Origin of the sequence: Alcaligenes sp., from assembly GCF_050255915.1 — a bacterium.
Lineage (GTDB): Bacteria > Pseudomonadota > Gammaproteobacteria > Burkholderiales > Burkholderiaceae_B > Alcaligenes > Alcaligenes aquatilis.
Map to the genome: position 1 here is coordinate 225,099 of NZ_JBFWIQ010000003.1, position 22,470 is coordinate 247,568.

Annotated in this window: 24 protein-coding genes; 13 read left to right on the forward strand and 11 right to left on the reverse strand. The window is 55.5% G+C overall.

Going from position 1 to position 22,470, the window contains the following annotated elements; all coding sequences use genetic code 11:
• The first annotated feature begins 51 nt into the window (after positions 1-51).
• Positions 52-2,418, forward strand: coding sequence for a phosphoenolpyruvate synthase (ppsA, locus tag AB7E06_RS05125; RefSeq protein ID WP_094196806.1), 2,367 nt, complete (start codon positions 52-54; stop codon positions 2,416-2,418).
• A 468-nt stretch (positions 2,419-2,886) separates the two neighbouring features.
• On the opposite strand, the gene AB7E06_RS05130 is transcribed toward ppsA, so the two are convergent.
• On the reverse strand, positions 2,887-3,528 hold the full coding sequence (locus tag AB7E06_RS05130; RefSeq protein WP_234354308.1) for a TetR/AcrR family transcriptional regulator: 642 nt from the start codon (positions 3,526-3,528) through the stop codon (positions 2,887-2,889).
• 341 nt (positions 3,529-3,869) lie between these two features.
• Between AB7E06_RS05130 and AB7E06_RS05135 the strand changes: the two genes are divergently transcribed.
• Positions 3,870-5,180, forward strand: coding sequence for an NAD(P)/FAD-dependent oxidoreductase (locus tag AB7E06_RS05135; RefSeq protein WP_108727525.1), 1,311 nt, complete (start codon positions 3,870-3,872; stop codon positions 5,178-5,180).
• A 33-nt stretch (positions 5,181-5,213) separates the two neighbouring features.
• Here AB7E06_RS05135 and smpB read toward each other — a convergent pair whose 3' ends face one another.
• Positions 5,214-5,678: an SsrA-binding protein SmpB gene (smpB, locus tag AB7E06_RS05140; protein WP_042480746.1), complete on the reverse strand. Its 465-nt coding sequence runs from the start codon at positions 5,676-5,678 to the stop codon at positions 5,214-5,216.
• 59 nt (positions 5,679-5,737) lie between these two features.
• Between smpB and AB7E06_RS05145 the strand changes: the two genes are divergently transcribed.
• The 5 genes from AB7E06_RS05145 (at position 5,738) to mmsB (ending at position 9,895) form a co-directional block, all read left to right on the forward strand.
• On the forward strand, positions 5,738-6,172 hold the full coding sequence (locus AB7E06_RS05145; protein ID WP_042480744.1) for a type II toxin-antitoxin system RatA family toxin: 435 nt from the start codon (positions 5,738-5,740) through the stop codon (positions 6,170-6,172).
• The gene (locus AB7E06_RS05150; protein ID WP_264671707.1) at positions 6,165-6,518 is read left to right on the forward strand and encodes an RnfH family protein; all 354 of its coding nucleotides are present in this window, start codon (positions 6,165-6,167) and stop codon (positions 6,516-6,518) included. Before AB7E06_RS05145 ends, AB7E06_RS05150 begins: the two co-directional genes overlap by 8 nt.
• Positions 6,519-6,667: 149 nt before the next feature.
• Positions 6,668-7,816 carry an acyl-CoA dehydrogenase family protein gene (locus AB7E06_RS05155; RefSeq protein WP_108727523.1) on the forward strand — a complete coding sequence of 383 codons (1,149 nt, stop codon included), beginning with the start codon at positions 6,668-6,670 and terminating at the stop codon, positions 7,814-7,816.
• Positions 7,813-8,940, forward strand: coding sequence for an enoyl-CoA hydratase/isomerase family protein (locus AB7E06_RS05160; protein WP_427955509.1), 1,128 nt, complete (start codon positions 7,813-7,815; stop codon positions 8,938-8,940). Before AB7E06_RS05155 ends, AB7E06_RS05160 begins: the two co-directional genes overlap by 4 nt.
• A gap of 58 nt (positions 8,941-8,998) precedes the next feature.
• Positions 8,999-9,895, forward strand: coding sequence for a 3-hydroxyisobutyrate dehydrogenase (mmsB, locus tag AB7E06_RS05165; RefSeq protein WP_094196801.1), 897 nt, complete (start codon positions 8,999-9,001; stop codon positions 9,893-9,895).
• Here mmsB and AB7E06_RS05170 read toward each other — a convergent pair.
• Positions 9,870-10,721 (reverse strand): YgfZ/GcvT domain-containing protein, encoded by an 852-nt coding sequence (locus tag AB7E06_RS05170; RefSeq protein ID WP_427955512.1) that lies wholly within the window; start codon positions 10,719-10,721, stop codon positions 9,870-9,872. The two genes, mmsB and AB7E06_RS05170, sit on opposite strands and share 26 nt — an antisense overlap.
• A 268-nt stretch (positions 10,722-10,989) precedes the next feature.
• On the opposite strand from AB7E06_RS05170, the gene mltG reads away from it, so the two are divergent.
• Complete coding sequence (gene mltG / locus AB7E06_RS05175; RefSeq protein WP_094196799.1) at positions 10,990-11,997, forward strand: endolytic transglycosylase MltG; 1,008 nt, start codon at positions 10,990-10,992, stop codon at positions 11,995-11,997.
• An 88-nt stretch (positions 11,998-12,085) separates the two neighbouring features.
• On the opposite strand, the gene AB7E06_RS05180 is transcribed toward mltG, so the two are convergent.
• Entirely contained in the window at positions 12,086-12,895 is an 810-nt protein-coding gene (locus AB7E06_RS05180; RefSeq protein ID WP_264671705.1) for a deoxynucleotide monophosphate kinase, read from the reverse strand.
• 136 nt (positions 12,896-13,031) lie between these two features.
• Between AB7E06_RS05180 and holB the strand changes: the two genes are divergently transcribed.
• The 3 genes from holB (at position 13,032) to AB7E06_RS05195 (ending at position 16,113) form a co-directional block, all read left to right on the forward strand.
• Positions 13,032-14,081, forward strand: a complete 1,050-nt coding sequence (gene holB, locus AB7E06_RS05185; RefSeq protein WP_162988151.1) for a DNA polymerase III subunit delta' — start codon at positions 13,032-13,034, stop codon at positions 14,079-14,081.
• 17 nt (positions 14,082-14,098) lie between these two features.
• On the forward strand, positions 14,099-14,869 hold the full coding sequence (locus AB7E06_RS05190) for a TatD family hydrolase (protein WP_094196797.1): 771 nt from the start codon (positions 14,099-14,101) through the stop codon (positions 14,867-14,869).
• Positions 14,870-15,216: 347 nt separating this feature from the next.
• Positions 15,217-16,113, forward strand: coding sequence for an ankyrin repeat domain-containing protein (locus tag AB7E06_RS05195; RefSeq protein ID WP_249494408.1), 897 nt, complete (start codon positions 15,217-15,219; stop codon positions 16,111-16,113).
• Positions 16,114-16,283: 170 nt separating this feature from the next.
• On the opposite strand, the gene AB7E06_RS05200 is transcribed toward AB7E06_RS05195, so the two are convergent.
• The 3 genes from AB7E06_RS05200 to AB7E06_RS05210 all read right to left on the reverse strand — a co-directional run bounded on the left by AB7E06_RS05200 (position 16,284) and on the right by AB7E06_RS05210 (position 18,790).
• A complete protein-coding gene (locus AB7E06_RS05200) occupies positions 16,284-17,123 on the reverse strand; it encodes a DUF2789 family protein (protein WP_121738955.1) in 840 nt (279 codons plus the stop codon).
• A 166-nt stretch (positions 17,124-17,289) separates the two neighbouring features.
• Complete coding sequence (locus tag AB7E06_RS05205) at positions 17,290-18,081, reverse strand: RsiV family protein (protein ID WP_094196794.1); 792 nt, start codon at positions 18,079-18,081, stop codon at positions 17,290-17,292.
• 10 nt (positions 18,082-18,091) lie between these two features.
• Complete coding sequence (locus tag AB7E06_RS05210) at positions 18,092-18,790, reverse strand: glutathione S-transferase N-terminal domain-containing protein (RefSeq protein ID WP_427955519.1); 699 nt, start codon at positions 18,788-18,790, stop codon at positions 18,092-18,094.
• A 122-nt stretch (positions 18,791-18,912) separates the two neighbouring features.
• On the opposite strand from AB7E06_RS05210, the gene arsC reads away from it, so the two are divergent.
• Entirely contained in the window at positions 18,913-19,257 is a 345-nt protein-coding gene (gene arsC, locus AB7E06_RS05215; protein ID WP_094196792.1) for an arsenate reductase (glutaredoxin), read from the forward strand.
• A 31-nt stretch (positions 19,258-19,288) separates the two neighbouring features.
• Here arsC and AB7E06_RS05220 read toward each other — a convergent pair whose 3' ends face one another.
• Genes AB7E06_RS05220 through AB7E06_RS05230 form a run of 3 tightly spaced genes read right to left on the reverse strand, consistent with a single transcriptional unit; the run spans position 19,289 to position 21,039 of the window.
• The gene (locus AB7E06_RS05220; RefSeq protein ID WP_094196791.1) at positions 19,289-19,861 is read right to left on the reverse strand and encodes a YceI family protein; all 573 of its coding nucleotides are present in this window, start codon (positions 19,859-19,861) and stop codon (positions 19,289-19,291) included.
• Between the two features lie 48 nt (positions 19,862-19,909).
• Entirely contained in the window at positions 19,910-20,473 is a 564-nt protein-coding gene (locus AB7E06_RS05225; RefSeq protein WP_094196790.1) for a YceI family protein, read from the reverse strand.
• On the reverse strand, positions 20,470-21,039 hold the full coding sequence (locus AB7E06_RS05230; protein WP_094196789.1) for a cytochrome b: 570 nt from the start codon (positions 21,037-21,039) through the stop codon (positions 20,470-20,472). Before AB7E06_RS05230 ends, AB7E06_RS05225 begins: the two co-directional genes overlap by 4 nt.
• A 303-nt stretch (positions 21,040-21,342) precedes the next feature.
• Here AB7E06_RS05230 and AB7E06_RS05235 point away from each other — a divergent pair, with 303 nt between their 5' ends.
• The gene (locus AB7E06_RS05235; RefSeq protein ID WP_230018022.1) at positions 21,343-21,840 is read left to right on the forward strand and encodes a hypothetical protein; all 498 of its coding nucleotides are present in this window, start codon (positions 21,343-21,345) and stop codon (positions 21,838-21,840) included.
• A 157-nt stretch (positions 21,841-21,997) separates the two neighbouring features.
• Here AB7E06_RS05235 and AB7E06_RS05240 read toward each other — a convergent pair whose 3' ends face one another.
• Positions 21,998-22,363: an SH3 domain-containing protein gene (locus AB7E06_RS05240; protein WP_427955525.1), complete on the reverse strand. Its 366-nt coding sequence runs from the start codon at positions 22,361-22,363 to the stop codon at positions 21,998-22,000.
• Positions 22,364-22,470 lie beyond the last annotated feature (107 nt).

Consider the following 22,470-nt stretch of genomic DNA (forward strand, 5'->3'; position numbering starts at 1 on the left):
TGGGATCACTGCCTTAAGCAAACACGCTTTTTTTTCTATTCAAGGTGACTTATGTCTTACGTAATTAGTTTCGACAAGCTCCGCATGACGGACGTCGACACAGTGGGCGGTAAAAACGCGTCGCTGGGCGAAATGATCAGTCAACTGGCCGACGCTGGTGTGCGCGTGCCAGGTGGTTTTGCCACAACAGCCGAAGCATTCCGCGTTTTCCTGAAAAACAACGATCTGGACAAGCGCATTCAGCAGCGTCTGGACGCGCTGGACGCCGACGACGTTCGTGAACTGGCCGCTGCCGGTGCCGAAATTCGCCAGTGGATCATCGACACTCCATTCCCGGCCGAGTTTGAAAAAGCCGTACGTGACGCGTTTGCTGAACTGGATGCAGACGGCAAGGGTTCGTTTGCCGTGCGCTCTTCCGCCACCGCTGAAGACTTGCCTGACGCTTCCTTTGCTGGTCAGCAAGAAACCTACCTGAACGTGGTGGGCATCGACGAGGTGCTGAGCAAGATTCACCACGTGTTTGCCTCCCTGTACAACGACCGTGCTATTTCCTACCGCGTGCACAAGGGCTACGCCCACGCTGAAGTGGCGCTGTCCGCGGGTATTCAGCGCATGGTGCGCTCCGACAAGGGCAGCGCTGGTGTGATGTTCACCCTGGACACTGAATCGGGCTTTAAGGATGTGGTCTTTTTGACGTCCTCTTACGGCCTGGGCGAAACCGTGGTTCAAGGTTCGGTCAATCCGGACGAGTTCTACGTGTACAAGCCAACGCTGGCTTCTGGTCACTACCCCATCATCAGCCGCCGTATCGGCTCCAAGCTGATCAAGATGGAATTTGACGAAGGCCGTACCACGGACCACGCTGTGCGTACCGTAGACGTGCCGGTGTCCGAGCGCAACCGTTACTCCCTGAGCGACGAAGAAGTGATCGAACTGGCTCGTTACGCCACCATCATTGAAAAACACTACCAGCGTCCTATGGACATTGAGTGGGGTCGTGACGGTATCGACGGCAAGATCTACATTCTGCAAGCCCGCCCTGAGACCGTTAAGTCCCAGCAAGGCAGCAACGACGTGCAAGAGCGTTACCGCCTGAAAGCCACTGGCGAAGTGCTGGTTACCGGCCGCGCTATTGGTCAGAAGATCGGTTCGGGCAAAGTCCGTATCGTGGCAGACGCCTCCGAGATGGATCTGGTCAAACCCGGCGACGTGCTGGTCACCGACATGACGGACCCTAACTGGGAACCCATCATGAAGCTGGCTTCGGCTATCGTCACCAACCGTGGCGGTCGTACCTGCCACGCGGCGATTATTGCTCGCGAACTGGGCATCCCTGCCGTGGTCGGTTGCAACAACGCCACAGACGTGCTGAAAGAAGGTCAGGAAGTGACGGTGTCGTGTGCTGAAGGCGACGAAGGCCGGATTTACGACGGTCTGCTGGAAACCGAGATCGAAGAAGTCAGCTGGGGCCAAATGCCCGAGATCGGCCTGAAAGTCATGATGAACGTGGGTAACCCCCAACTGGCTTTCGACTTCTCGCAAATTCCTAACGATGGTGTGGGTCTGGCTCGTCTGGAATTCATCATCAACAACAACATTGCGATTCACCCCAAAGCCGTTCTGGACTACCCCAATGTGGATAGCGACCTGAAAAAGGCAGTGGAATCGGCGGCTCGTGGCTACGCCAGCCCACGTGCTTTCTTCGTGGAAAAACTGGCCGAAGGTATTGCGACTCTGGCCGCTTCCTTCTACCCCAAGCCCGTCATCGTGCGTCTGTCGGACTTCAAGTCCAACGAATACCGCAAGCTGGTGGGTGGTTCGCGCTACGAACCCGAGGAAGAGAACCCCATGCTGGGCTTCCGTGGTGTGGCTCGCTACCTGTCCGAAGACTTCGCAGAATGCTTCAAGATGGAATGCGAAGCCCTGAAGAAAGTGCGTGACGAAATGGGTCTGACCAACGTCGAAATCATGGTGCCATTCGTGCGTACCCTGGGTCAGGCAGAACGTGTTGTGGACCTGTTGGCTTCCCACGGTCTGGCTCGTGGCGAAAACGGCCTGCGCCTGATCATGATGTGCGAAGTGCCTTCCAACGCCATTCTGGCCGAGCAGTTCCTGCAGTACTTTGACGGTTTCTCCATCGGTTCCAACGACATGACTCAGTTGACTCTGGGTCTGGATCGTGACTCCGGTATGGAGCTGCTGGCTGCCGACTTCGACGAGCGCGACGAGGCTGTGAAGTTCATGCTCAGTCGTGCCATCAAGGCATGCCTGGCACAAAACAAATACGTGGGTATTTGTGGCCAAGGCCCCAGCGACCACCCTGATCTGGCCAAGTGGCTGAGCGATGAAGGCATTATTTCGCTGTCGCTGAACCCGGATACGGTTGTGGATACCTGGCAACGTCTGGCCAAGGTCTAAGACGTAAGTTACTGCTAGCGAAATCTCTGGCAGTACGCGGGTCAAGTCAGGTAAGACCTAACACCCCGACATGGAGCTTCCATGTCGGGGTGTTGTCGTTTTGGGGACGTATCTTGTGCTTTTGTTCTTGCTATGGCTCTTGGCCGTGCTCATGCGATTTTGTTTTGCAGCGCTTGCTGCCTAGGTGAGTATATTGGCGCTTTGGCTAGCTGGAGTGCTTGTACAAGCTTGTATAGGTATTGCCAAGCGCTCGTGCCTATTGGTGTGCGGCTAAGGAGAGGGGCAGGCTGCAATTCTGATGAGCAGAACGGAACAGGGCAGGGCGCGGGTGAGAGGCCGTGATGGGGAATGGCCGTAACCGCCCTGGATCGGGCGGCATGGATTCGGAGTGTCTTGACGGGTTCGCTGCTAAGGGGAGAGGAACCGTGTATGGACAGAACAATCAGCGCTGCAGCTGATTGGCTGGTATTAGTTTGCTGCGTCGATTTGGTAAACGTGTAAGAACATATCCAGAATATGTTCCGTCTCAGTTTGAATGCGCTCTTCACTCCAGGGCTCCATCGCCCCCATGAGCAACAATACAATTTCGCCTTCGCTCAGGCAACGGAAGTGTTCCACCATTAATACCGGGTCCAGCCGGCGTAGCGTGCCACGCTCGATATGGTGAGCAAAGAAACACTGCACTCCGTCCCAGATCTGGTCGTCCAGCATCTCCATAAAGCGTTTGCCGATGTCGCTGTGTCCACCGACAGAGACCACGATACGCAAGAGCTGGGCGGTTTGCTTGGAGTACAGATTACGCAGCATGGGCAGCAGGAAACTCTGCAGTTCCTGGCGGATATCACCTTCGCAATCTAGCTTGGTCAGAACCTGTTCGGTAAATTCCTGGGCACCTGTCAGCAGGACAGCCAGCAAGAGGTCTTCTTTGGATGGGAAATAATTGTAGAGCGTGCCCTTGGAGCCGCCTGCCAATGCAGCGATTTGGGACATGGATGTGGCCTCAAAACCATTCTCGCGAAAAACCTCGGAAGCCACTTCCAGGATTTTGTCGCGGCGTTCGCGTCCCTTTCGAGTCGCGCGTTGGGATTTTCGGGGAACATCGTCATGCATAATGGCAGGCAAAAATTAAGTGAATAGGACAAAGCCAGCATCATACCGTATCAATGGCTGCTGTGCTGCTGCTCCATGTCGACCGTTAAGGGAAGGCAAGACCAAACCCCTTAATTTTACGACATGCACTGCTATTGGGCCTATTTGTTTGCCTCAGTCTTTGATCTAAGGCCTAGTAAAGCGCAAAAGTGCCACACATTCGGGTGATTGCACGTGTCAGTGCTTCTGGACGCGCCTGGCGGCGTCTACAGATCGCTATAGTCCTTATCTGTTTTGATTTAAAGTATAAGGCGGCGGTTCTGATACTCTCTTTGCTTAAGACAAGGCCCAAGGAGTTGTGGATGTCTACTACGCAGTCGTATCAAGTGGTGATTGTTGGGGGCGGGGCAGGAGGCCTGGAGCTGGCTGCCAAATTAGGGCGTCAGTTCGGGCGTCAGCATATCTTTTTGGTCGACAAAGACAGCGACCATATCTGGAAACCGTCATTGCATGAGGTGGCTGCCGGTACCCTGGATATTCACCGCGAGGGGCTGTCGTATTTCATGCTGGCGCGTGACTGCGGTTTTACCTTTATTCAGGGTGAAATGATCAGCATAGACCGCGAGCAACGCACGATCACGCTGGCTCCGGTCCTGGGACCCGACCATGAAGAAGTCTTCCCGGAGCGCAGCCTGTCCTACGGTACGCTGGTGATGGCCGTAGGCAGCAAATCCAATTTCTTCAATACGCCTGGCACCCATGAGCATGCGCTGGCCTTGGACTCGACTCATCAGGCCGAGCGTTTCCGTTTGAAGCTGCTCAATGAGCTGATCAGTGTGACCCGTCGCGCGCAGCGTGAACCGGGGGCGCCCCTGTACATCAATATTGTTGGGGGCGGGGCTACCGGGGTAGAACTGGCAGCCGAGTTGCTGGAAGCCCGTGCCGATTTAAGCATTTACAGCATTCCGGGCAGCAGCTCGGACCGCGAAGTGCGTATCACCTTGCTGGAAGGTGCCGATCGCATTCTGTCCGCCTTGCCGCCCAAGCTATCGGCTACCGCGCAAAGCCTGCTGGAGCAGCGTGGTGTGGCGGTGCGGACCTCGGTGAGGGTCAGCCGTTTGGCGGCTGATCACATTGAGGATGTGAACGGTGGCCAGTATCCCAACGATTTGTGCGTCTGGGCCGCAGGGATTGAAGCCCCTGCCTTTTTGGCTCAACTCGGTCTACCTGTTAACCGGATCAATCAATTGGTGCTGGACGCCTGTTTGTCTACGCCCGATCCGTATATTTGGGCGTTGGGCGATTGCGCGCAAGTGCCTTGGGACAAGGAAGGCCAGTTCTTGCCTGCTCGCGCACAGGTCGCACACCAGCAAGCCAGTTACTTGCGCAAGCGGTTGGCTGCTCGCATTCAAGGCAAGCCGGTCGATGAAGCTCCCTTTGTCTACAAGGACTACGGCTCACTGGTCTCGGTGGGCCATAGCCGTGGGGTAGGCAGCCTGATGGGGGTTCTGTCTGGCAAGAGCTGGTTTGTAGAGGGTTTGCTGGCTCGCATTATGTATATGAGCCTGCACTTGATGCACCACATGGCGATTTTGGGGGTTGCGCGAACGGCAACCTTGGCTTTGGGCCGTTTGCTCAGCAAACGGGCCGCCCCTCGTGTTAAATTACATTGAGACTTGGAACAAAACGGGCTTTTTAGCCCGTTTTTATTCATTCGTCTTACGGCGGGTGTCGTGTTTCATCAAGCGTTCTTGTTCGCGCTTCCAGTCTTTGTCGCGGGAAACATCACGTTTATCGTGCAGTTTTTTACCGCGTCCCAGGCCGAAGTCCAGCTTGATACGACCTTTCTTGTAGTGGAGGTTCAGGGGAACCAGGGCGTAGCCACGTTGCTCAACCTTGCCAATCAGCTTGCTGATTTCTTCGGCTTTGAGCAGTAGTTTACGTGTACGAGTAGCATCGGGCCGGATATGGGTGGACGCGGTCGGCAAGGCGCTGACGTGCATCCCGATAATAAACAGCTCGCCTTCGCGTACGATGACAAAGCTTTCTTTGAGCTGAACATGACCAGCTCGGATCGCCTTGACCTCCCAGCCCTCCAGGACCAGACCGGCCTCAAAGCGCTCTTCGATAAAATATTCGTGGGTAGCCTTGCGATTATCAACAATACTCATGAATTAATTGCCAACCATAGATTGTAAAATCAGAACATTCTATCTATTAACCAGACCTGATGCATACAGTAAAACGCTCCGTCCTCCTTCCTTATAGCTGCGAACAGATGTTTGATTTGGTTGCAGAGGTGGAAAAATACCCTGAATTCATGCCCTGGTGTGGTGGCGCGACCGTCAATCAGCGCGACGAAAAGGGGATGGAAGCCTCGGTGACCATCAGCATTGCGGGTATTCGTCAAACCTTCACCACACGCAACGAACACGATTATCCCAACCGTATTGTCTTGCGCCTGGTCAAAGGGCCGTTCTCGGCCTTGACGGGGGACTGGCAGTTTACTCCTTTGGGCGAAGACGGTTGCAAGATCGTGTTCACCATGGAGTATGAGTTCTCCAGCCGCGCACTGGAAATGGTCGTGGGTCCCATCTTTAACCGCGTTGCCAACAGCTTTATCGACTCCTTTACGCGCCGCGCCCAAGAGGTTTACGGTGACTGAGTTATCCGTCAGCGTAATTGTGGCCACTCAGGCCCAGGTCTGGAAAGCCGCCCTGCGTTTGCCTGCGGGCAGTTGTGTCCGTGATGCCCTGTTAACGGCAGGAATTGCCGAAGGGCTGCGTGAGTGCGGCCTGCCACCGCTGGATGATGAACAGGGCCTGGACGCACTGCACGTCGGTGTCTATGGCCAACGTTGCCAGTTGGATCAGCTCTTGCAGGATCAGGACCGGGTGGAGGTCTACCGTGAGTTGGTCTTTGACCCGATGGATTCCCGCCGTCGTCGCTACGCGCACAAGCTGGCGGCCCGCGCTGCCGCCAGACCCCGCCGCAAACCCGTCCGCGCCTAGTTCATTCCGGCCTGATCATCAGGCTGCTACTTTCAGCTAGACTGTCGCCTTCTGCCTGGCGCTGCTCCCTATGAAAATGCTGATTGTCATCAGCACGACAACTAAAGGGGGCGGCTCGCATTATGGTGGGTAAAAATAAGGAGACAGACATGATACTGACAGACGATCAGAACGCTTTTGCGCAAGCGGCTCGCGAGTTTGCACAAGGGGAGCTGGCACCGCATGCGGCGCGTTGGGACGAGGAACAGATTTTCCCGATCGAGGCGTTCCGTAAAGCGGGTGAATTGGGTTTTTGCGGCTTGTACGCCCCGGAATCCATCGGTGGTCTGGGCTTGGGACGTCTGGAGTCCAGCCTGGTATTTGAGGAAATGGCTGCGGTTGACCCGTCGACCACCGCATTTCTGACCATCCACAATATGGTGACCTGGATGGTGGGCACCTGGGGTACGGAGGAGATCAAGTCTCAATGGGGGGAGTTGCTGAGTAGTGGCCAGAAATTGGGTTCGTATTGTCTGACTGAACCCGGTGCGGGGTCGGACGCCGCCTCCCTGCGTACCCGCGCCGAACGTGATGGTGACGATTATCTGATCAGTGGCAGCAAAGCCTTTATCTCCGGTGCTGGGGACACGGACCTGCTGGTGGTCATGGCTCGTACCGGCGGTGACGGCCCCAAGGGGATTTCCGCCTTTGCCGTACCTGCTGATGCCGCCGGTATTACCTACGGTCGTAAAGAATTGAAGATGGGCTGGAACAGCCAGTCCACACGGGGCATTACCTTTGAGCGTGTGCGTGTTCCTGCCTCGGCCATGCTGGGCCAGGAAGGTGAGGGCTTCAAGCTGGCCATGAAGGGCCTGGACGGTGGCCGTATCAATATCGCTTGTTGCTCGGTAGGAGCCGCCCAAGGCGCTTATGATGCCGCCCGCCAATACATGCAGGAGCGCCGCCAGTTCGGCAAGAGTCTGGATCAGTTCCAGGCCCTGCAATTCAAATTGTCCGATATCCTGACCAGTGTCGTGGCTGCTCGTCAAATGGTGCGTCTGGCCGCCTCGCACCTGGACGCCGGCAGCAGTCAGGCCAGCACGTACTGCGCCATGGCCAAACGCATGGCCACGGATCTGGGTTTTCAGGCCTGCGTGGATGCGCAACAGCTCTTTGGCGGTTATGGTTACTTGAAGGATTATCCTGTGGAGCGACTGGTGCGCGATACTCGGGTGCACCAGATTCTGGAAGGCACAAACGAGATCATGCGTGTCATCATCGCACGACAAATCATTGATCTTGGAGCTGATATTCGATGACGGATTCTGTTTTGTTTGATCGCCTGCCCGGCCAGAACGGAAAGGCGATTGGTGTTGCTACGCTGAACCGCCCGCAAGCCCTGAATGGACTTAATTTGGAGATGTGCCAACTGCTGTTCAAGCAGTTTCAGGAATGGGCGCAGGACTCCAGTATTGCCATGATCGTGTTGCACGGTGCCGGAGAAAAGGCGCTGTGCGCAGGGGGCGATCTGCATTCGCTGTACGCCTCCATGCAAAAGAACCAGGGTGGCTCGGCCTGGAATAACGAGTACGCCCGCGAATTTTTCGATGTGGAATACCGCCTGGACTATCTGATTCATACCTTTCCCAAGCCGATTTTGTGCTGGGGTGACGGGATTGTGATGGGCGGGGGCGTGGGCCTGTTCAACGGCGCCAGCCATCGTGTGGTAACCGATACCACGCGTTTTGCCATGCCCGAGATCTCCATTGGCCTGTTTCCCGATGTGGGCGGCACCTGGATGCTGTCGCATCTGCCCGCCGGCATTGGCCATTTTCTGGCACTGAGTGGCGCACAAATCAACGCGTCGGACTGCTTGTTCCTGGGTCTGGCGGAAGCCTACTTGCCACGGGTGCATTTCGACGCCTTGCTCCAGGCCCTGCAAACCACAAACTGGTCCGATGATCGCGCTGTGTGTGACAGCAGCGTGCATCAGATCCTGCGTCGTTTGGCGGATGGCGCTCGCCCCGATAGCGGCCCGCTGGAGCAGAACTACGCCATGCTGCGTGATGTCTGCGCCAGCCGTGAATTTGAACGCATTACACAGGCTCTGCAGCAGTGGCAGGGCAGTGCCGACCCCTGGTTGTCCCGTGCCGCGCAAACCTTCGCCAAAGGTGCGCCTGGCTCGGCTCGTTTGTCCTTTGAGCTGCTGGAGAAGGTGCATCACCTGTCTTTGGCCGATGTTTTCCGTCTGGAATACATAGTGTCGCTGCAATGTGGCGTACAGGGCGACTTCCAGGAAGGCATACGGGCACTGCTGATTGATAAAGACAAACAGCCGCGCTGGAATCCTGCCTCGCTGGAACAGGCGGATGCACGCTGGGTGGAACGGTTTTTTGTTCCTGCCTGGCCGGCAGAAACGACTCATCCCTTGGCTGACCTGTAACCCAGGCAGACCGCTGCGGCGCCAGACGGCGCCGCTTTCATAATGACGAGGAGACAAAATGAGTAACACGATTGCATTTATCGGGCTGGGCCATATGGGTAAACCCATGGCGCTGAATCTGCTTAAAGCCGGTCATAGCCTGAAAGTCTTTGACTTGAATGCGCAAGCCATGCAGGAACTGCAGGCAGCAGGGGCACAGGTGGGGGAATCGGCGGTGCAAATCGCCCAAGACGCGCAGATGGTCTTTACCATGCTGCCTGCTGGCCGCCATGTTCGCCAGGTTTACGAGGGCGAGAACGGCTTGCTGCAGACTGTGGCCCCCGGTACGGTGCTGGTCGATTGCAGCACCATTGATGCGCAAACCAGCCAGGATCTGGCGGCCAAAGCCAGCAAGCTGGGTCTGTTAATGCTGGATGCGCCGGTCTCCGGTGGGACCGGTGGCGCCATTGCTGGCACCTTGACCTTTATGGTCGGGGGCGAGGATCAGGCCCTGGAAAAGGCGCGCCCTTACTTGGATGCCATGGGCAAGAACATTTTCCACGCGGGTAAAGCCGGTGCGGGTCAGGTTGCCAAGATTTGCAACAATATGCTCTTGGGGATTTTGATGGCGGGTACTGCTGAAGCCTTGGCTTTGGGCGTTGCCCACGGTCTGGACCCTGCCGTGCTGTCGACCATCATGGCGCGCAGTTCCGGTCGAAACTGGGCAACCGAGCTGTACAACCCCTGGCCTGGGGTGATGCCGGATGTACCGGCTTCGCGTGATTATCAGGGCGGCTTTGCCACGGGCCTGATGCTCAAAGACCTGGGTCTGGCAGCCGATGCGGCTGTCAGCCAGAACAGCGCGACGCCTTTGGGCGAACTGGCACGCAACCTGTTCGCCCTGCACGCCGCACAAGGTCAGAATGCAGGGCTGGATTTCTCCAGCATTCTTAATTTGTACCGTCAGAAGCACTAAGTTCTGGCAGTGCGTAGGGCAGGGGCTGCAGTTCCAGCGCCTGTCCTTGCTCCAGTTGAAACTGGCCTTGTTCCAGGTCCGCCAGTACCACTTCCATCAAGACATACAGACGTTGCTGCCCGTTATGCCAGGCGCGGTTGATAATGCGCGCGGCGGCCAGCGGTTCCGCATTCTGCGAGACCAAAAACACATCGGCAGCTTCCGGCGTCTGTGGTGCCGTGTCCAGAACGGCGGTACGTGCGGCCATCATGCGCCGTTTGATCGTGCCTCGATAGTGGCTGCGAGCCACGACTTCCTGGCCCGGATAACAGCCTTTCTTGAAGTTGATGCCATCGATCAGATCCATGTTCAGGGTCTGGGGAATGAACAAATCCTGCGTGTCGGCGCTGATCCAGGGCAAGCCGGCCAAAATATCTGCCGTTTCCCAACGACCTTCAGAAGTCTGAGCGTTTGCGTCCTGCTGGGGAGAAATTCGCCAGTGACGATTCAAGCCGTCCAGATCGCCGGGGGCCTGAATCAGGGTGTCGCCACCTTCGCGCCGCACATTCCAGACGGCTTGGGCAGCGGACGAATCGGCCACACCGTAAACCTGTAACTCGGCCAGGCTGATCGCGACTTTGCTGCGCAGCACGAACATGCGTAAGCGCTTGATCAGGGCTTCGCTAAGATCACGGCGGACCAGGGCAAAGACCGTTTCGTTCTGCTCGCGCCACAACACCATGGTGGCCAAGCTGCGACCTTTGGCGGTGCAATAGGCCGCGATGCAGGCACGGTCGGCAGCCAGGTGTTCCAAATCATTGCTGACTTGAGCATGGAGAAAAGACACGGCATCGGCTCCTTGGAACTGGAGGACGCACAAATCTGGCAGGGCGAAAGAGGAGGGAGCAGGCATTCCGGTCATGGCTGAGCGAAAAAATAAATTTAAACATCAATGATACCGTGTGCGAGGCTGGTTCTAGGGGCATACCCCCGCTGGAATCAGGGCATGGGCTGGGTGGAAGGAGAGGGCGGTGCTGACTGATCCCAGTTTCTGTGTTGGGCTGTGACACATATTCAGGAATACGCCGCCTTATTCTGTTTACAATAGCGCTCGCATGAAAAAAACTGTCAAGATCTTCTCTGCCCTGTTGGGCCTTTGGTTGGTAGTCGCCTGTGTGATAGCGGGTGGTGCCTGGTATTGGGCCAAGAAGCAGCCCGTGACGATGCGTGCCGAACGCATCGATTATGTGGTCCCTGCCGGTTCAGGTCCCCGTGCGATTGCGCGCAGTATGCAGCAGGCCGGGATCGATATTCAGGAAGATGCCTTTGTCTGGATGGCGCGTCTCTCTGGTCTGGATACCTCCTTGCAAGCGGGGGCTTATGAGGCGGTACGCGGGGATACACCGTGGGTGGTGATGGAGCGCATGTCCAGCGGCAATATGCTGCAGACCCGTTTGACCATTCCCGAGGGGTGGACCTATCAACGCATACGTGACACGCTGGCAAGCAACCCTCAGGTTCGACAGACCTTGAGCGAGGTGAGCGATGCAGATTTATTGAAGCGCTTTGGTGTGGAGGCGTCTCATCCAGAAGGTTTGTTCTATCCCGATACCTATGTCTTTGTGCCCGGTACGGCGGATATCGACATTCTGCGTCGCGGTTTTCAGGCCCAGCAGGAACTGCTGGAGCAGCTTTGGGCGGACCGGGACGCGGATTTGCCCTTGAAGACCCCGTATGAAGCCTTGATCATGGCCTCTATCGTGGAACGTGAGACTGGCCATAGCCAGGACCGGGCACGCGTGGCTGGGGTATTCATGAATCGTTTGCGTGTCGGCATGCCTTTGCAGACAGACCCGACGGTTATTTACGGCATGGGTTCGGCTTATGAGGGCCGTATTCGCAAGCGTGATTTGACGACCGATACGCCCTGGAACACGTACACGCGCAATGGATTGCCACCCACGCCGATTGCCAGTCCCGGTAAGGCTTCCTTAATGGCGACCTTGCATCCCGAAAAACATAATTTCTATTATTTTGTATCGCGTGGGGATGGAACCAGCGAGTTCTCGGCCAATCTGGCTGCACATAATCGGGCCGTCGCCAAATATATTCTGAAGCGTTAAAACCAGATCAGGCCCCTCAGGGGCCTGAATGCTGCTGGCCCAATGCCTGGGGGCGCGTATCGGGCTTTGCTATTGTGGTGACCGTGAGTCAGCGCTCCAAACCGTGCCTTTGCGCGAACCCGGCCCACAAATCATGGACCTTGTTGGCGAGCTCTTCCAGGCCCGCATTATTTTGAATCAGATAGTCTTGGGGAGCGCGTTCTACGCCCCATTCAGACGAGTGCTGGCTGATCACCGGGTTGCCCGGGCGTTCGATATGCCAGATTTCCCCGCCATGCTCACGGATGAAATTGGCCTCGTTTTCGTAACGAATGTCTTTGATCAGCAGGCAACGGGCCTGACTCATATCAGGAAGCTGGTGGCTGGGCAGGGACAGGGGCAAGCTTTGGCGACGCTGCTCGTAATCCGGATAGGTGGCTAGAACCTGATTACGCAAGTGCTCGGCCGCCTGACGCGGGCTCAAACCCCAAAAGGCGTCAATGTGATCAGCACGCTTATCATCCAGGTGTTCGGGCACCATGCCGTAAATCGCGGCCAAGGCCAGCGCCCAGACCGAGTAATCCTGAACGTCTCTGGCAAGGGGGGCGCCAGGGCCAAATTCCAGTACATGCTGGGCACGGCGCAGCCAGTGATCGGGGTCACGCTGGCGCATCCAGTCGGTCCCTAGTAGCTGAAAGCACTGTCTGGGGGAGCGTTGCCACAGGGCAATAGGCACTTCTTTCAGACTGTCGTCGGTCCAGGCCTGGGCTGGGCTTAGACCAAATAGCACTTCGCAGCCCATTTTTACGGGGTCGGCCAAGGCATAGGCAGCCAATAAAGGGTTGTGTGCCAGTAGCAGATTGGCGACGGTATCTTTGCCTGAGCGCGCTTTGGCGGCCAGCCCGATCAATAAGCTCACTTCATTATCCTTGGTAGTGGAGCAGGCATTTTACCGGTTCATATTACAATGTGCGCTGGGCTGTTCAAGCGGGGGCGATTGCCTTGCCCTTCCTGTGCGAATCAGGCCTTTTGTTGTGCAACCTTGAGGCAATACGGTGTCTGATAGTTTGACTTTTCTACCCTGGCAAATCGAGACTGCTCAAAGCTGGCTGGGTCATCAGGAGCGTTTTGCCCATGCCTGGCTGATCCACGGTCTGCCGGGCATCGGCAAGACGCAATTCGCTCGTGCAGCCGCAGCCAGTTTATTGTGCGACCAGCCTGTGCAGGGGCTGGCTTGTGGGCACTGTCAGGCCTGTCAGTGGGTGCGGGGGGGAAACCATCCCGATTTACGTTTACTGCGCCCGGATGCGCTTGCTCTGCAAGAGCAGGGGCCGGATACTCAGGACGGGGACTTGGCCAAAGAGTCGGCCGCTCGCAAAAATCCCTCTCGGGAAATCCGGGTGGAGCAATTGCGTCAGTTGCAACATTGGTTCAATACCGGCACCCACCGAGGGGGCTGGCGCGTGGCAGTGCTCTATCCGGCCCAAGCCTTGAATCTGGTGTCGGCTAATGCCTTGCTGAAGGTTCTGGAGGAGCCGGCTGAACGTACCGTTTTCCTGCTGGTTGCCGATGCCCCAGACCGACTCTTGCCCACACTGGTATCGCGTTGCCGCCGTTTGCCCTTGCCGGCACCCCATGCCCAGCAAGCGGTGCAATGGCTGGAGCAACAAGGCGTGGATCAAGCCTCGGACTGGTTGGCTGCCTGGGGAGGAGCACCGCTCAAAGCACTCAGTGCCAGTCAGGAGATGAATGCACCGTGTCCGGACTGGCTCAGCGCCTGGATGGATGGGGTGTTGAAAGCGGGTCGTGAGGCGGATTTGTCCTTGGCCGATACGCTGGAAAAACTGCCTGCCCAAGAGTGGATCGACCATTGGCAGCGCTTGTTTGTCGATATTGAACTGGGTAGTTTTGCTCAACCGGCGCGTTACTATCCTTCTTTGCAAAAACGCATTGATGCCTTGGCCGCCCAATCCAACACCACGGCGGTAACAGAAGCCCTGAAGTGGCTGGTCCAGCAAAAGGCGCTGGGCAATCATCCACTCAATGCTAAATTGTTTATTCATCATGTCCTGGACCGATTGCACCAGGCATGTCGTCGTGTTTAAAAAAGTACCGTCTAACCATGTTTGTTGATTCGCATTGCCATCTTAATTTCCCTGAACTTGCTGAAAATCTGGACGACATCCTGGACAGGATGCGCCAGAACCAGGTGGGCTGTGCGCTGGTGGTCAGCGTGGATATGGACGATTGGCCCGGTTTGATGGACCTGGTGCGTCCTCACGGCCATCTGTTTGCTTCGGTCGGAGTGCATCCGGATTACGAGAAAGTCACTGAGCCTACCGTCCAGGAGCTGATCCGGCATGCCCAAGATCCCAAGGTAGTGGCGATTGGCGAGACGGGTCTGGACTATTACCGCTTGCAGGAACCCTTGGATTGGCAACGTGAGCGTTTCCGCACCCATATCCGTGCCAGCCGCGAATCGGGTCTACCCTTGATCATTCATACCCGTTCGGCCAGTGAAGACACCATTGCCATCATGCGCGAAGAGCAGGCGCAGATTGCCGGGGGCGTGATGCACTGTTTTACTGAGACCTGGGAAGTGGCACAAGCGGCTTTGGATTTGAATTTTTACATTTCTTTTTCCGGGATTGTGACCTTCAAGAACGCCACCCAACTGCAAGATGTGGCACAACGAGTGCCGCTGGATCGTTTGCTGATCGAAACGGACTCGCCGTTTCTGGCTCCTGTGCCATATCGAGGCAAAACGAACAATCCGTCCCTGGTCATTCATGTGGCCGAGAAGATCGCGGAGCTGCGCGGGATCTCGGTCAAGGAAGTGGAAGAGGCCAGCACGGAAAATTTCTTCAAATTATTCAGTAAGGTACGGCTTTAATTTAATCTTGTTTAGAGGTTTTTTGAGGCCCTAGTCGTGGTTTAGCTCAAGGTTCACGGTCTTGCTGAGACATGCGTTGAAGTTAATCTGATGCTTTAGGATTGGTGTTTAATCTATTGATTTTAAATATAAAAATAAAAATTTTCATAATTTTCCTCCCTTTTCTGGTTTGGAGGGAAATGGATATAAAATTATGTTTTTTATTGATAATCAATAGCTTAGCTGTGTTTCTTAAACCGTTTTGTGGGTTCTTGGAGTCCGCCTGAGCATAAAAAAATGCGGCGTTAAGCAACCCCCTCTGTACTTTCATAAATTAATAAAGCACTTTATGAAAAGGATTTAATAAGATGATTTATAAAAGAAAAATACTCGATAAAACCATCCTTTCCATGGTGCTTCCTTTGGCCTTTCTGCTATCAGCCTCCGTGTCGGCGCAGGAGCCGGAGCTGGAAAGCCGAAACTGGTACTTGGCGCTGGAAAATGATCGCCCGAATATCATTGAGCAGGAGTTCATTAAGGGAGCGAATCCCAATGCGCTGGATGCTAAGGGTAATCCTTCTTTGATGCTGGCGATCCGCAACAAGTCCTGGAAAGTGGTGGACACTTTGCTGGCCAATCGCCAAACCAATGTGAACATCGAGAACGAGGCCCGCGAAACTCCCATGATGTATCTGGCCCTGATGGGGGAAACGGCTCGTTTGCGTGATCTGCAGGCGCGGGGTGGGCAAGTGAATCGGGTGGGCTGGTCGCCTTTGCACTACGCCGCCTCTAAAGGGCATGAAGACACCGTGCGCTACCTGCTGTCTCAAAAAGCGATTGTGAACGCACCTGCGCCCGACGGAACCAGTCCTTTGATGATGGCGGCTTTGTCAGGCAAACGGGCAGTCGTCGATGTGCTCTTGGCAGCGGGTGCGGACCCGAGCATGCAAAATGCTCAAGGCTTGAGTCCGGCAGATTGGGCACGTTCGGCAAACCATGAGCAGTTGGCCAGCTATCTGGATCAGGCCGTTGCACGCAAAGCGGCTGCAGCACCGGCTGCAGCGGGGACGTATTCGGGTGGCGCGGTACAGACCTATGGTGTGCCTGAGCGGGTAGAGCAGCCTGATCTGAACCGGGTGCAAACCGTGACGGTAGAACCAGAACCCGCTCCTGCAGCGGATAGCTCAAGCTCCAAGCCCGCTTCGTCGGACAGTACCAGTCGGTATTTTGACCTGGACCGTTTTGACAAGCCTGTGCAGCCTTGAGCCAGGGACAGGATGGAAAAAGGAGCCTTCAAGGCTCCTTTTTTTTGTTGCTGCGATTCTGAGGTTGTCTAGTGATTCGGGCTTCCTACGACATGACCCCACTTATCGGCTCAGGTTTTAGCGGCCCTATAGGCAAAGTCCTATAAGCTTTTTGAGCTGTTGCTGCTTAATTAGCTTTTTCTTTCTTGCGCCTTGGCCATCTGCGAAGCATGCACAAAGGTCTGGAAGCCCTGGAGGTAGCTGCTCAGCATTTTCTGGATAGTCTCATCTTGCAGCTTGCCTTCCGCATCAAAGGAGTTCTGCGCACGAGACACCAGTAAAGAGCTGCCGCTATACAGGGACACGCCCAGCATTTTCAGGGTAGGCAACCAGGCTGTCTGGGAAGAGATCGTGCCAAAGCCACCCATGGAGGCACCGATCAGTCCCGTAATGCGGCCCGAAAAGATAGTTTTCATATCCGTACGGGACAACCAGTCGATCCCGTTTTTGAATACACCGGGGACGCCGTTGTTGTATTCCGGGGTGACCAGCAGCAGGGCATCGGCGCTCAGGATCTTTTCCTTCAAGCTCAGCACGGCCTCTGGAATGCCGTCCTTGCTCTCGATATCACCGTCATACAAGGGAATACCGTGCAGGGTCGCCACATCGATGCTCATCCCTTGCGGGGCCAGGGCTTGAGCGGCATGTGCCAGGGCGGTGTTGAAGGAGCGTTGACGTAGACTGCCTGACAGGGCCAGAACGCGGCAAGGGCCTGACAGGTTCAGCACACCAGTTGTTTGACGCAGGGCTTCGCTTAACTGGTCAATGATCTGGATCCATTCGGGAGAGTCCAGCAATCGTTTCTCCCGAATGAACTCGGCCTGAGACTTGTTCCAGAAGGGAGCGTCGGCCAGCAGGATGTCATTGGGCAAGGGGCGGTGTTTTTCCAGAAAACTGGCAATCGCCTCGGGAGTGTTGGGCAGACCCAGTTGAGCAAACAGGTCGTGAAAGCGGAACAAGTTATCAGACATGATGGTATGGGCGCCTGCAAGAGAGGGATGATCGGACGCTAAGAGCGGGGGGGGGCCGACTGGGTATGACTAAAGACGCCGGGCCTGACATAGCATATGAGCACACTGTGTTTATGAACAGGCAGTCGGAAATGCGCTGCCTGTGTGCGTTATGTGACCCAAATGCTTAATTGGCCGGTAGGTAGGCCGGACGCAGGATGCCTCGCAGCTCCGAGTAAGGCAGCAGGAACTCGGGCTGACCGAAGGAGTAGGGAGCGATCTCGTAAGGGTTGTATTTCACCAGCAAGCCCTGATCGGTCAGTGCGATCGTTTGGGCAGGCTGGAAGGGCCACATTCTGTCCCAGCCAGCGCGGTCTTCACGTGCTTCGCTCAGGTTGGAAACCCAGTTGTTGTGGGCTTGGCGAACCAGTTCCTGGAAGGGTTTGATCTTGCCGGGAGCAATAATGCGCTCCACCGGCAAAGCGACTTTCAGACGATTGTCCCAATTGATGAACTGGGTGGCGGTAATGCCGTGGGCGGCACCCGTCATATAAATACCCGAACTGAGCTCTATCACGGTGAGATCACGGTTGCGATAGCGGGTACGAGCAGATAAGTGCACTTCGTCACGATTATTGGCCGTCACCCAGTAGTAGTTCTCGAACTCCTTCAAGCCACGGTAACCGGGATGACGGTCTGTAATGACTGTCATGTTGGCCAGGCTTTCATCGACCAGCTTGGTCAGCTCGGAATTGCCGGGGAAAATCAGGGACTTGACTTCCAGACGTGGGCATTCACCCGTACAGCCTGGTTTGACATGTTTGTAATCCAGAGGCTGGGTAAAGACCCCGTCCTTTTCAGTCTGATCCTGGGTTTGTGTCGGAATCAGGGAGATGTTGCTGGGCGTGCTGGAACACGCAGACAGAGCCATGGCTGTCAGGCCAATAAGCAGCAGCTGAGAGGGGCGCTGTAAGGTCATGGAATCAGTCCTATCGGATAGTGTTGGAATCTTGGCCAAAGAGGATTTGGTGTGCCTTGGGGTCATGTGCAGGCGAACCGGGGTTGATCTGCTCAGTCAAGGCGTAGGCTCGGCGGGTCGCGGGGCGCTCGCCAATACGCTCAAACCACCGTTTCACATTTGGGAAGTCGTCCAGGTTCTGGCTTTGGCGCTGGTGGGAGACAATCCAGGGATAACTGGCCATATCGGCAATGGAGTAGTCTCCGGCGATAAAGTCGTGCTGTGCCAGATGTTTGTTCAGCACACCGTAGAGGCGGCCGGTCTCACGCACATAGCGGTCAATGGCGTACTCGATTTTGACAGGGGCATAAACATTGAAGTGGTGGTTTTGACCTGCCATGGGGCCCAGTCCCCCCATTTGCCAGTACAGCCATTGCAAGGTTTCGGTGCGGACTCGCAAGTCGGCAGACAGGAACTGGCCGGTTTTTTCTGCCAGGTATTGCAGAATGGCGCCGGACTCGAACAGGGCGATAGGCTCGCCGCCGTCTTGCGGGGCCTGGTCAACAATGGCGGGAATACGGTTATTGGGAGCGATACGCAGAAACTCGGGTTTGAATTGATCGCCCTGGCCAATATTGATGGGGTGGATGGTGTAAGGCAGACCGGACTCTTCCAGAAACAGGGTGACTTTATGTCCGTTGGGAGTAGTCCAGTAATACAGGTCGATCATGTGTTCTCCTGGCGAAATGCAGACGCTGGCCTGGCTGTGGCAAGCTACCCAGATGACGTATCCGGCGGCGCTGGGCTACTATTGTTCGCCTGAATACGGTTTATAGGAAGTCAAAGACTGTCATGAGCAAAATCTATCATAATCCGCGCTGCAGTACTTCGCGTAATGCCTTGGCCCTGATGCGTGAAAAAGGTCTGGAACCGGAGATCATCGAGTACCTGAAAACTCCTTTGACACGTAGCGAACTCAAGGCGCTGATTGCGGCTGCAGGCTTGACGGTGCGTGAGGCTATGCGTAGCAAAGAAGCCATTTACAGCGAGCTGAATCTGGGCAATCCTGATCTAAGCGATGAGGACTTGCTGGCAGCCATCGAAGCCAATCCTATCTTGTTGAACCGTCCTATCGTGGTCACAGCAAAAGGGACGCGTCTGGCGCGTCCCTTGGAAGTGGTGCAGGAAATTCTGTAATCAGATTTCCATGCCGATGGGCAAGTCTGGGTTAGGGGGCGATGGCTTCCAGTGCAATACGAATGGTGACCTCGTCGCCCACGTGGGGCACATTGGCCGGCATGCCAAAGTCGCTGCGCTTGACCGTGATCTTGCCGTCCGCGCCCAGAGCGGGCTTTTTCAACATCGGGTGTTGGGGCATCGTCAGGAAGGACTCAATGGTCATGGTCACGGGCTTGGTAATCCCCTTGATGGTCAGATCGCCTTGAGCAGATACGGGCTTGTCCCCGTCGAACTGAATGTCCTTGGACACGAAGGTGGCCTCGGGGAACTGCGCGGTATCAAAGTAATCCTTGCCCTGGATGTGTTCGTCGAACAGGGCAAAGCCAGTGCTGACCGAACGGGTATCGACTTTCATGTCAATGCTGCCGGTTTTGGCTTCCTGGTCCAGGGTGACGGTACCTTGTGACTTGTTAAATCGCTGGCTTTGGGTGCTCAAGCCCAAATGCTTGTAACTGAAGTGGACGAAGGTGTGGCTGGGTTCAACCTGATAAGTGACCGGCGCGGCCTGAGCGGCAAAAGCCAATAGAAAACTAGCTGACAGGGCAATCACGGGCTTGATCATAAGGGTGCAATCCTTGTTTATACGGGGAGGAGACGTTGATGCGTCTGCTTATTTCGCATCAATCTTGAAGTTGACGGTGATCTCGTTGGCCACGATGTCATAGCTGGACCAGGAACCCTCACCGATAGAAAAATCGCCACGCTTGATGTCAAAGGCGCCGCTGAAAGTGGCTTTGTCACCTTCGGGGGTCATGGTCGCCATCACGGTGATGGGCTGTTCACGGCCTTTGATTTGCAGGATGCCTTGCACTTCATAGTGCTGGGCGCTGACGGCGCGGAAACTTTTGGAGCTGAAAACGGCCTGGGGATGTGCATCAATATCGAACCAGCGCACGTCCTGTAATTCGTCATCGGCTTCTTCGGAGCCGGTGTCAACGCTATCCAGTGCGACTTTCAGTACGACCTTGGATTGATCCAGGGCGTCGGGGTTGAAATTCAGTTCGCCCTCAAATTGGCGGAACTGGCCGTCCAGCTTCACGCCCATTTGGGAATACTGAAAGCCGATTTCGCTATTTTGGGTGTCCAGGGCCTGGTAGTTCTTGGCATTGGCCGACAGGCTGGCGCTCAGGCCCAAGGCGCCGATCAGCAGAGGCACGAAGACAGATTTTTTCATGATTTGGCTTTACCTAAAGTAAAGGTGATGCGGCCTAGCAAGCCGTCACGGTCTATGAACTGATGCTTTAAAGCCGCCAGAATGTGCAGGCTGACCATGGCAATCAGGGCGTAATTCAAAAAGATGTGGACTTGGACCAGCAACTCGCCCAAAGGTTTATCTTTGGACACCAGATCGGGCAGGGGGATCACGCCAAACCACACCGTCTGGAAACCTTTGGCCGAACTCATCAACCAGCCCGTCAGAGGAATGCCAATCATCAGCAGGTACAAAGCAGCATGACCACAGTGGGCCAGAGCCCGGCTGAAAGACGACATGCCAGCGGGCAGAGCAGGGGGGCGGTTCAACAAACGCCAGAGCAGGCGCAGGATCACCAGCACCAGTAGGGAAATGCCCGCCCATTTGTGCCAGGAGTAGACTTGCAGTTTTAGAGGTGACAGGGGCAAGGTTTTCATGACGTAGCCCACGGTCACCAGTGCAGTCAGGGCCAGGGCCATCAACCAGTGCAAAGTACGTGCTACGAGGGTATAGCGCGGGAGGGCACCTGGAACGGGGGTAATGCTCATTGATAATGCCTTTCATTTACGAAGCCCAGAGACTTTACCCTGTTTGTCAGCAAGGTAAAAGGCCAGATTTTGCAACGCAGTAATGCAATATTGAGGGGTATCGATCTTGTGAAGCGGCTATCGGAGTATTTTCTTGTCAGCGTGTGACAAGGCTTTTAGGGCAGGGCGGGGGCGGGCTACACTCGTTCTTTGAGCACGCAAGCAAGGAAAGTGGTTATGTGGAAAACAGCGTTGGTCGTCGTGGTAGCCGGGTTGTTGGCAGGGTGCCAGGATTCGAAAAAGGCCAATGAGGAAAATTTCAGTATGGCGATCCAGCGTTATCTGGATACGCGAGACGGCTTGTGTGTTGGTGTCCCTGGACGTGTCTATCCCTATCAGGCCGAGCATGACTCCCCTTTGATCGTAGAAGATCGGGCTCGTCTGGCCGCGTTGGCCAAGGTGGGTTTGTTGCGTCAGGTTGGGAAAGAGGACGCACCGCGTTACGAGCTGGATGCCAATGCGGATACCTATTTGCGTCGCTCCAATGCTGAACAGTCCCAAGGCGAGCGTGACGCTTTTTGTACAGGCCGCCTGGTTTTGGACCGCATCAGTGATTTCACCGAGCCGGCCAGTGCAGGTGGGTTTACTGTCAGTCAGGTGAACTATGTGTATCACCTGGCTGACGCTGCGGGTTGGATCAAAGATAGTGCGGTTCTGGATACCTATGAGGATCTGCGTGCTTTGACGGCTCAGCAAGTACAAGGGCAGGCAAGAATGATCCTGACCAATAAGGGCTGGGTTCATCAGAATTTGTATAGATAGTCCAGCCTAATAGTTTCACTTTGCATGTTTGAACGGCTAGGGGCAAACGATCTGCGCGTGACAATATGCCCTGATTCAATACCCTCTGCCTTGTGATTGAGGCAGAGGGCTTATCGGGCGTCAGGGCCGTTGTTGCGGCCAGCCCTGTTGCAAGAGATCAGTTGTCAGCAGGTAGGGGCGAGAGGTGGCTAAGAGGTACCCAGCCCAGAGCGCCATCCTGGGGGCGCAGGCACCAGCACCAGCCATTCAGGATTTTTTCTCCTTGAACAAGGTCACCCTCATCTACATTCATTTCCAGCGCGCTGTAGTCTTGCAGCGCACGACCTGCTCCAGGGTCGGGCAGGCGCTCAATAATTTGTTCAGGCACCCATCCCCCGGCGTGTTCATCGGTAGAGCAGTAAATCCAGTTATCCCAGTTTTCCGGGCCTTGATACCGTTCTCCGACCTTCAGAAAATCGCCTTGTTTCAGGACCAAGGGGTTCGGATATTCAGAGCGATGGGGGGTGGTGACCAAGTATTGCATCGTGGCGTAGTTCGTAAAGTTTGTCAGGGCCCTGTATTATACTGTATAAACGTACAGATTTTTTGCTGCGCGTTCTACCGTTTCTCTTGCTTCGTCCTTATTTGTTT

What these genes read in the sequence shown, in the direction of transcription:
- AB7E06_RS05195 (WP_249494408.1), top strand. Translation starts at nt 15,217, where the DNA reads ATGATTTATAAAAGAAAAATACTCGATAAAACCATCCTTTCCATGGTG.
- AB7E06_RS05225 (WP_094196790.1), bottom strand. Translation starts at nt 20,473, where the DNA reads ATGAAAAAATCTGTCTTCGTGCCTCTGCTGATCGGCGCCTTGGGCCTG.
- mmsB (WP_094196801.1), top strand. Translation starts at nt 8,999, where the DNA reads ATGAGTAACACGATTGCATTTATCGGGCTGGGCCATATGGGTAAACCC.
- AB7E06_RS05145 (WP_042480744.1), top strand. Translation starts at nt 5,738, where the DNA reads ATGCATACAGTAAAACGCTCCGTCCTCCTTCCTTATAGCTGCGAACAG.
- AB7E06_RS05235 (WP_230018022.1), top strand. Translation starts at nt 21,343, where the DNA reads ATGGCGATCCAGCGTTATCTGGATACGCGAGACGGCTTGTGTGTTGGT.
- mltG (WP_094196799.1), top strand. Translation starts at nt 10,990, where the DNA reads ATGAAAAAAACTGTCAAGATCTTCTCTGCCCTGTTGGGCCTTTGGTTG.
- AB7E06_RS05230 (WP_094196789.1), bottom strand. Translation starts at nt 21,039, where the DNA reads ATGAGCATTACCCCCGTTCCAGGTGCCCTCCCGCGCTATACCCTCGTA.
- AB7E06_RS05240 (WP_427955525.1), bottom strand. Translation starts at nt 22,363, where the DNA reads ATGCAATACTTGGTCACCACCCCCCATCGCTCTGAATATCCGAACCCC.
- AB7E06_RS05220 (WP_094196791.1), bottom strand. Translation starts at nt 19,861, where the DNA reads ATGATCAAGCCCGTGATTGCCCTGTCAGCTAGTTTTCTATTGGCTTTT.
- AB7E06_RS05130 (WP_234354308.1), bottom strand. Translation starts at nt 3,528, where the DNA reads ATGCATGACGATGTTCCCCGAAAATCCCAACGCGCGACTCGAAAGGGA.
- AB7E06_RS05135 (WP_108727525.1), top strand. Translation starts at nt 3,870, where the DNA reads ATGTCTACTACGCAGTCGTATCAAGTGGTGATTGTTGGGGGCGGGGCA.
- AB7E06_RS05160 (WP_427955509.1), top strand. Translation starts at nt 7,813, where the DNA reads ATGACGGATTCTGTTTTGTTTGATCGCCTGCCCGGCCAGAACGGAAAG.
- AB7E06_RS05200 (WP_121738955.1), bottom strand. Translation starts at nt 17,123, where the DNA reads ATGTCTGATAACTTGTTCCGCTTTCACGACCTGTTTGCTCAACTGGGT.
- AB7E06_RS05190 (WP_094196797.1), top strand. Translation starts at nt 14,099, where the DNA reads ATGTTTGTTGATTCGCATTGCCATCTTAATTTCCCTGAACTTGCTGAA.
- arsC (WP_094196792.1), top strand. Translation starts at nt 18,913, where the DNA reads ATGAGCAAAATCTATCATAATCCGCGCTGCAGTACTTCGCGTAATGCC.
- ppsA (WP_094196806.1), top strand. Translation starts at nt 52, where the DNA reads ATGTCTTACGTAATTAGTTTCGACAAGCTCCGCATGACGGACGTCGAC.
- AB7E06_RS05210 (WP_427955519.1), bottom strand. Translation starts at nt 18,790, where the DNA reads ATGATCGACCTGTATTACTGGACTACTCCCAACGGACATAAAGTCACC.
- AB7E06_RS05205 (WP_094196794.1), bottom strand. Translation starts at nt 18,081, where the DNA reads ATGACCTTACAGCGCCCCTCTCAGCTGCTGCTTATTGGCCTGACAGCC.
- AB7E06_RS05155 (WP_108727523.1), top strand. Translation starts at nt 6,668, where the DNA reads ATGATACTGACAGACGATCAGAACGCTTTTGCGCAAGCGGCTCGCGAG.
- smpB (WP_042480746.1), bottom strand. Translation starts at nt 5,678, where the DNA reads ATGAGTATTGTTGATAATCGCAAGGCTACCCACGAATATTTTATCGAA.